This is a genomic window from Bradyrhizobium sp. PRIMUS42 (genome assembly GCF_023006515.1).
GTDB lineage: Bacteria > Pseudomonadota > Alphaproteobacteria > Rhizobiales > Xanthobacteraceae > Bradyrhizobium.
In genome coordinates, this window is the sequence record NZ_JALBGZ010000346.1 from 1 (window position 1) to 6,663 (window position 6,663).

The 6,663-nt window shown below is 63.5% G+C and carries 7 protein-coding genes; 6 read left to right on the plus strand and 1 reads right to left on the minus strand.

Going from position 1 to position 6,663, the window contains the following annotated elements:
* From MOV75_RS22845 to MOV75_RS22860, 4 genes are all read left to right on the plus strand, one after another.
* Window positions 1-765, plus strand: a 765-nt coding sequence (locus MOV75_RS22845; protein WP_247006665.1) for an Mrp/NBP35 family ATP-binding protein, incomplete at its 5' end; no start/stop codon positions are given.
* 215 nt (window positions 766-980) lie between these two features.
* Complete coding sequence (locus MOV75_RS22850; RefSeq protein ID WP_246929777.1) at window positions 981-2,069, plus strand: TRAP transporter substrate-binding protein; 1,089 nt, start codon at window positions 981-983, stop codon at window positions 2,067-2,069.
* A 167-nt stretch (window positions 2,070-2,236) separates the two neighbouring features.
* The gene (locus tag MOV75_RS22855; RefSeq protein WP_246929781.1) at window positions 2,237-3,325 is read left to right on the plus strand and encodes a TRAP transporter substrate-binding protein; all 1,089 of its coding nucleotides are present in this window, start codon (window positions 2,237-2,239) and stop codon (window positions 3,323-3,325) included.
* A 336-nt stretch (window positions 3,326-3,661) separates the two neighbouring features.
* Window positions 3,662-4,009 carry a hypothetical protein gene (locus tag MOV75_RS22860; protein WP_246929784.1) on the plus strand — a complete coding sequence of 116 codons (348 nt, stop codon included), beginning with the start codon at window positions 3,662-3,664 and terminating at the stop codon, window positions 4,007-4,009.
* On the opposite strand, the gene MOV75_RS22865 is transcribed toward MOV75_RS22860, so the two are convergent.
* Entirely contained in the window at window positions 4,006-4,584 is a 579-nt protein-coding gene (locus MOV75_RS22865; protein ID WP_246929778.1) for an AAA family ATPase, read from the minus strand. The two genes, MOV75_RS22860 and MOV75_RS22865, sit on opposite strands and share 4 nt — an antisense overlap.
* A 168-nt stretch (window positions 4,585-4,752) precedes the next feature.
* On the opposite strand from MOV75_RS22865, the gene MOV75_RS22870 reads away from it, so the two are divergent.
* Window positions 4,753-5,427: a response regulator transcription factor gene (locus tag MOV75_RS22870; RefSeq protein WP_038946264.1), complete on the plus strand. Its 675-nt coding sequence runs from the start codon at window positions 4,753-4,755 to the stop codon at window positions 5,425-5,427.
* A 1-nt stretch (window position 5,428) separates the two neighbouring features.
* Window positions 5,429-6,663 (plus strand): ATP-binding protein (locus MOV75_RS22875; protein ID WP_246929779.1); only part of this gene is annotated, 1,235 nt, incomplete at its 3' end.

Here is a 6,663-nt window from a genome sequence, read left to right on the forward strand (position 1 = left end):
GTCTCCGCCGTGATCGCGGTCGCCTCCGGCAAGGGCGGCGTCGGCAAGTCGACCACCGCGCTGAACCTGGCGCTGGGTCTGCGGGACCTCGGTCTCAAGGTCGGGTTGCTCGATGCCGACATCTACGGCCCTTCGGTGCCGCGCCTGACCGGTCTGCACGACAAGCCGCAGCTGAACGACGAGCGCAAAATGATTCCGCTCCGGCGCTTCGGCCTCGCCATCATGTCGATCGGCTTTTTGGTGGAGGAGGAGACCGCGATGATCTGGCGCGGTCCGATGGTGATGTCGGCGGTGACGCAGATGCTGCGCGATGTCGAATGGGGCAAGCTCGACGTTCTCGTGGTCGACATGCCGCCGGGCACCGGCGATGCCCAGCTCACTCTGGCGCAGAACGTGCCGCTGAAGGGCGCGGTGATCGTCTCGACCCCACAGGACCTGTCCCTGATCGATGCGCGGCGGGGACTTGCCATGTTCAAGAAGGTCAACGTGCCCGTGCTCGGCATCGTCGAGAACATGAGCTACTTCCAGTGCCCGCATTGCGGCACCAAGTCGGACATTTTCGGCCATGGCGGGGCGCGGCACGAGGCCGAGAAGCTCGAGGTGCCGTTCCTCGGCGAGATCCCGCTGCACATGGCGATTCGCGCCACCTCGGACGCCGGCAATCCCGTCGTCGACAGCGAGCCGGACGGTCCCCATGCGGCGATCTACCGCGCCATTGCAGGGCAGGTCCGGGACCAGATCAAGGGTGTCATCGCGGCGGCCTGAATCGGCCGCCCGCGGCGCGCCTCCTCATTTCTTTGGGGAGATGCGACTTTCGTAGAGCCCCGTCATGCCATTGTCGCGTTCCGCAAGCGGGGCTTCCGTGTTAAAGGCCACGGCAGTCAAGCCCCTTCGGCGACGCGGCCCTAACGCGTCGCCGGAATGAGCGGCCGCAAGAAGAGAAGTCAAGGGGAAACGCCCCAGCAAGGAGAGACCTGAAGATGAAGCGTCGTGATTTTCTGAAAGTGTCGGCAGCAGGCGCGGCGGCGACCGCAGTGGCCTCGCCGGCGATCGCGCAATCCTCGCCCGAGGTCAAGTGGCGCCTGACTTCGAGCTTCCCGAAGTCGCTCGATACCATCTATGGCGGCGCCGAGCAGATGGCGAAATACGTCGCCGAGATGACCGACAACAAATTCCAGATCCAGGTGTTCGCCGGCGGCGAAATCGTCCCGGCCCTCCAGGCGCTCGATGCGACTTCCAACGGCACCGTCGAGATGTGCCACACCGTCTCATACTATTACGTCGGCAAGGACCCGACCTTCGCGATCTACGCCTCGGTGCCGTTCGGCCTCAACGCACGCCAGCAGAACTCCTGGTGGTACCAGGGTGGCGGCATGGAGCTTGGCAACGAGTTCTTCAAGAAGTCGAACGTGATCGGCTTCCCGTGCGGCAACACCGGCACCCAGATGGGCGGCTGGTTCCGCAAGGAGATCAAGACCGTCGCCGATCTCTCCGGCCTCAAGATGCGCATCGGCGGCATCGCAGGCCAGGTGCTTCAGAAGGTCGGCGTGGTGCCGCAGCAGCTCGCCGGCGGCGACATCTATCCGGCGCTTGAAAAGGGCACCATCGACGCCGCCGAGTGGGTCGGCCCCTACGATGACGAGAAGCTCGGCTTCGCCAAGGTCGCCAAGTACTACTATTATCCGGGCTTCTGGGAAGGTGGTCCGACCGTCCATGCCTTCGCCAACCTGGAGAAGTGGAACGCGCTGCCGAAGAACTACCAGGCGATCCTCACCAACGCGATGACCAATGCCAACACCTGGATGGCCGCGCGCTACGACATGCAGAACCCGGCGGCGCTCAAGCGCCTGGTTGCCGGCGGCACCCAGCTTCGTCCCTTCACCAACGAGGTGCTGGAGGCCTGCCTCAAGGCGACCAACGAGCTGTGGGCCGAGATCTCGGCCAAGAACGCCGACTTCAAGAAGTCGATCGACGCCATGCAGGCCTACCGCTCCGACGAATATCTGTGGTGGCAGGTTGCCGAATATACCTACGACAGCTTCATGATCCGCTCGCGCACGCGCGGCTGATCGCCTAGGCCTAAAGTCGCAAGACCGGAAAGCCCGGCCTCCCCTGGAGGTCGGGCTTTTTGTTTGCCGCAGTGCGATCGGGATGGAATTGGGCGGCGGCTTGCGTCATGGTGATGCCAAGCCTCGGCAAGAAGGCCCACCATCACGATCCATCAGGGCAGGAAATCATGAAGAGAAGAGACTTCATCAAGGTCACAGGACTTGGCGCGGCCGGCGCCGCCACGCTCGCGGCTCCCGCGATCGCGCAATCGATGCCGGAAATCAAATGGCGCATGCCGACGAGCTGGCCGAAATCACTCGACACGTTGTTTGGCGGCGCCGAGATGATGTGCAAGATGGTCGCGGAAGCGACCGACAACAAATTCCAGATCCAGATCTTCGCGGCCGGCGAAATCGTGCCGGGCCTGCAGGTGCTCGACGCCGTGCAGAACGGCACCTGCGAAATCGGCCACACCGCCTCCTACTACTATTTCGGCAAGGATCCGACCTTCACCTTCGGCTCGGCCGTGCCGTTCGGTCCCAACATGCGCATCAACCAGGCCTGGTACATGCAGGGCGGCGGGCGCGACGTGCTCAACGAGTTCTACAAGAGCTACAACGTCGTCTCGCTGCTCGCGGGCAACACCGGTTGTCAGATGGGCGGCTGGTTCAGGAAAGAGGTCAACACGCCCGACGATCTCAAGGGCATGAAATTCCGTGTCGGCGGCTTTGCCGGCCGCGTGCTCCAGAAGCTCGGCGTGGTGCCGCAGCAGCTCGCCGGCGGCGACATCTATCCCGCGCTGGAGAAGGGCACCATCGACGCCGCCGAATGGGTTGGGCCCTATGACGACGAGAAGCTCGGCTTCTACAAGATCGCGCCGCACTATTACTATCCCGGCTGGTGGGAAGGCGGACCGATGCTGCTTGCTTTCGTCAACCTCGACAAATGGAACGCGCTGCCGAAATATTACCAGAGCGTGCTGGAGCAGGCCGGCCACTACGCCAACAACTACATGATGGCGCGCTACGACACAGCCAATCCGCTCGCGTTGAAGAAGCTCCTCGCCAACGGCGCCAAGTTGCACGCCTTCTCGCCGCCGATCATGGACGCCTGCCACAAGGCCGCCAAAGAGCTGCACGCCGAGGTCGGCGCGACCAACGCCAACTTCAAGAAGGTGCACGACTCCCTCGCCAAGTTCACGAGCGACGGCTACGCCTGGTTCCAGGTCGCCGAGGTCGGCTACGACATCTTCATGGCGCGGCGCTCGCAGAGCTGATCACGTCGTCTCTCGCAGGCAACGCCCCGGCGCGAAAGCACCGGGGCGTTGTCATATTCAGTTGGAGGCGACGAGACCAAAAAAAGTGAAAAACAACCCCATGCACAGTAGCCAAGGGCTTGATAAGCCGTGAGAAAATCAGGGGCGCAAGCGGCCCTTGCGGAAGCGGACCGGGTGTTACGGTGTGCGGGAGAAGGTACTCCGGAACCGGCTCGATCCAAGGGCTCGTTTCGCCCGGCAGATCCTGCAAACGCCGGAGCACGTTGGCTGGCCGGCCAACAGTGGTATGGTGCGAGAACGAATAATCCGAAATTCGTGGGCGCCCATTTTGAGATGATGAGCTTCGATCCCGACGACGTTTTGAGAACGCTGCACAAGGCCTGGTCGCTGTCGACGGCCAGCAAATGGACGGCGAGCAATCCGGCGTCGGGACAATGCAACGTCACGTCGTTGCTCATTCATGAACTGTTCGGCGGCGAGTTGCTGAAGACGCCGCTGCCGGCTGGCGACCATTTTTACAATCGGATCGACGGCAAGAGGTTCGACTTCACGGCGAGCCAGTTCGAACAGCCGATCGCGTACGTGGATTTGCCTGCGAGTCGGACCGAGGCGGAGCTCGGCGCAACAAGCGATCAACTGGCCGAACTCAGAGCTGCTTTTAGAAGCGGCCATCCTGCGAGCTAGCCAATCTTGTCGCGAATATAAGTCTCTGCTCGCTCCAGCAGATCATCGAGCGAACAATCGGCCGTATCGAGCACCAGATGCTCTCGATCCCACGGTTCATACGTTCGGCTCACGACATCATTCCAGCTTGGGAGTTTGAGGCCATCAATGTCGGGCGTACGGCTCTCCACGCGTCGCCGGTGCAGCACCGCTTTGCTGCAAACCACTTCGATCTCGACCAAGCGTGCCGAGGTCTGCAAGGCACATTGCCGCCACGCAGCGCGGCTTGCCAGCACTGGATTAACGCAGTCGGCGACAACGATGCGCCCGAGCTTGAGATTTTCGGCCGCCAGCGCGTTGGCTATGGCATAGCCCTCTGCGTTGACCGTAAGGCTAGCGTCCTTCAACGCCTGCTCGATCGAATCGATACGAAGATATGTCGCCGCGAGCCGAATGGTCAGTTCGCGGGAAATCGTCGTCTTGCCAGTGCCCGGAAGGCCGCCGAACACAATGAGTGCCGATGATGGATGCATGACGACATGATGGGGCAGCGATCCGAGCTCCGCAACGGGGCGGACGCGGCGACGTTTGATCAAGCATGCGGCGGCCGCCTACTGGAGACAGGCGGCTCCGGGCTTACATGAATCTGACAGGACAGGGCGACCAGCCCGTGCTTTTTCGCTGGCCGAGGCGACCGGAATGCTTGAAAAGAACGAAGATGCCGCGCGAGCTGTGCGGCGACCTGAGTATCCGGCGGATATGCGATGCGCCTTCTGATCGTCGAGGACAATGCCGAGCTGTCGCGTCTCGTCGCGGGCGGGCTGGCGGCGGCCGGCTACCAGAGCGACATCGTGGGCAGCGCGGCCGAGGCGCGCGAGGCGGTGAGCAGTGTCAGCTATGCTGCGATGATCCTCGACCTCGGGCTGCCCGACGGCGACGGTCTGTCGGTGTTGCGCGAGCTGCGCCTCAAGATGGAACCGCTCCCCGTGCTGGTGCTCACCGCGCGTGGCGGCCTGCAGGACCGCGTCAGCGGCCTCCGTAGCGGTGCCGACGACTATCTCGCAAAGCCGTTCGCGATGGAGGAACTGGTGGCGCGGCTGGAGGCGATCCTGCGCCGGCCCGGCCAACTGCTCGGCCGCTCGCTCAGTCTCGCCAACCTCGTCTACGACACCGAGAGCCGCCAGATTTTCGTCGACGACCAGCCGCGGATCATCTCTGCGCGCGAGACCTCGGTGCTCGAGATCCTGCTGCGCCGGCAGGGGCGGGTGGTGCCGAAGAAGAACGTCGAGGACCACATCTTCGGGCTGGACGGCGAGGTCGCCTCCAACGCCGTCGAGGTCTATGTGTCGCGGTTGCGCAAGCAGCTCGCTGAACACGGCGCCAAGGTCGTGATCCATACCATCCGCGGCGTCGGCTATCTCATGGACGTGGAGAAATAGCGTGGCCCGGGTCGGATCCAACGTCGGATCCCATGCCGGGTCCTATGGCAGGTCGCCGACGTTCAAATCGCTGATCTGGCGCATCGTGTTCCTGCACATCCTGGCGGTGGCGGTGGTCGCGATCTTCCTGCCGCTGGTACTGTTCTGGCTGCTCAATTCCGAGATCGACCAGCTGCATCGCGATGCCATGCGGGCCCAGGCCGAAGTGCTGGCGCAGCGCATCGTTGCGCAGCCGGACGGCCTCATGACGTTCAATCTGCCCGACAGCCTGAAGGGGCTCTACTCGGATGCTTACGGCCGCTATCAGTACGACATTCGCGATGCGGAGGGCCGCTTGCTGTTCTCCTCGCACCCGCGCTCCGCCGCTGCAGCGCGCTCGTCGGAGAGCATTTCCGGCGCCGCGGTCACCCGGGACATCGACGGCAAGACGGTGCGCGTCCAGGTCGCCGAGGACCTCGCGCATCGCGACGTCATCATCGACGACATCGTTTCGAACTTCTTCCGGCGGGTGGGGTGGATCACCATCCCGATCCTGTTGGTCCTGCTTGCCACCGACATCATCATCTTCCGCCGTGCGATCGCGCCGCTGTGGAAGGCCTCCGAGGAGGCCAGCAATATCGGTCCGGCGCGCACCGATATCCGCTTGCCGACGGAACAGATCCCCCGCGAGATCTTGCCGCTCGTCACCGCCGTCAACCAGGCGCTCGACCGCCTCGAGGACGGCTTTCGGTTGCAACGACAGTTCACGGCGGATGCCGCGCATCAATTGCGCACGCCGCTCACGATCCTGCGCACGCGGATCGAGACGCTTGACGATCGCGCGGCACGGCAGGCGCTGCATGCCGACATCGAAGCCATGAGCCGGCTCGTCGCCCAGCTCCTGGAGATCGCCGAGCTCGACACCCTGGTGCTAGATCCCGGCGAGACCGCGGATTTGCGCGCCGTCTGCGCCGATGTGGTCGCCTCGATCGCACCGTTCGCGATCAGCCAGCACAAGGACATTGCGCTGAAGGGTACCGACGCGCCGGTCAAGATCCACGGCAATTCGGAGATGCTCCAGCGTGCGATCTTCAATCTGGCCGAAAATGCCATCAAATTTACCGCGAAGGACACCACCGTCGACGTCGAGGTGGACGAGGACGGCTCGGTGCGCGTGCGCGATTGCGGCCCGGGGATCGCGGAGGCCGAGCGCGAGCTGATCTTCCAGCGTTTCTGGCGTGCCGACCGCCGGCGCAG

What these genes read in the sequence shown, in the direction of transcription:
- MOV75_RS22850 (WP_246929777.1), top strand. Translation starts at nt 981, where the DNA reads ATGAAGCGTCGTGATTTTCTGAAAGTGTCGGCAGCAGGCGCGGCGGCG.
- MOV75_RS22855 (WP_246929781.1), top strand. Translation starts at nt 2,237, where the DNA reads ATGAAGAGAAGAGACTTCATCAAGGTCACAGGACTTGGCGCGGCCGGC.
- MOV75_RS22860 (WP_246929784.1), top strand. Translation starts at nt 3,662, where the DNA reads ATGAGCTTCGATCCCGACGACGTTTTGAGAACGCTGCACAAGGCCTGG.
- MOV75_RS22870 (WP_038946264.1), top strand. Translation starts at nt 4,753, where the DNA reads ATGCGCCTTCTGATCGTCGAGGACAATGCCGAGCTGTCGCGTCTCGTC.